1 protein-coding gene is annotated in these 345 nt (G+C 42.6%); it reads left to right on the forward strand.

All coding sequences use genetic code 11. The annotated features are described in order from the left end of the window. Positions 1-4 precede the first annotated feature (4 nt). Positions 5-127: a GxxExxY protein gene (locus tag QEH59_RS19120; RefSeq protein ID WP_425609267.1), complete on the forward strand. Its 123-nt coding sequence runs from the start codon at positions 5-7 to the stop codon at positions 125-127. The last annotated feature ends 218 nt before the right edge of the window (positions 128-345 follow it).

Genomic DNA, 345 nt, shown 5'->3' on the forward strand with positions numbered 1-345 from the left:
GCAGTTGCTTAACTATATGCACATTACAAAGAAGGCAGTCGGGTATTTAATTAACTTTGGCCCGATGAAGCAGTTGCAATGGAAACGTTATATTCTCAAAGAGTATATCCCCTCAAAGTCAGCCTAATTGACGTCAAGAATTGCTTATAATAAAATCTCTCACACGCAGATCCCTCCAGCAGCGTTGCAAGATAAGCGGTCCATAAGCGGTAATAAGCGGTTAAAAAAACATCAGACTCAGCCCACTCACACGCAGAGCCGACTACGTCGGAAACCGCTTATCACCCCTGATGACACGCTTATAATAAAATCTCTCACATACAGATTCCTCTAACAGCGTTGTAA

The sequence above is a fragment of the Thalassobacterium sedimentorum genome (assembly GCF_031127905.1).
GTDB lineage: Bacteria > Verrucomicrobiota > Verrucomicrobiia > Opitutales > Coraliomargaritaceae > Thalassobacterium > Thalassobacterium sedimentorum.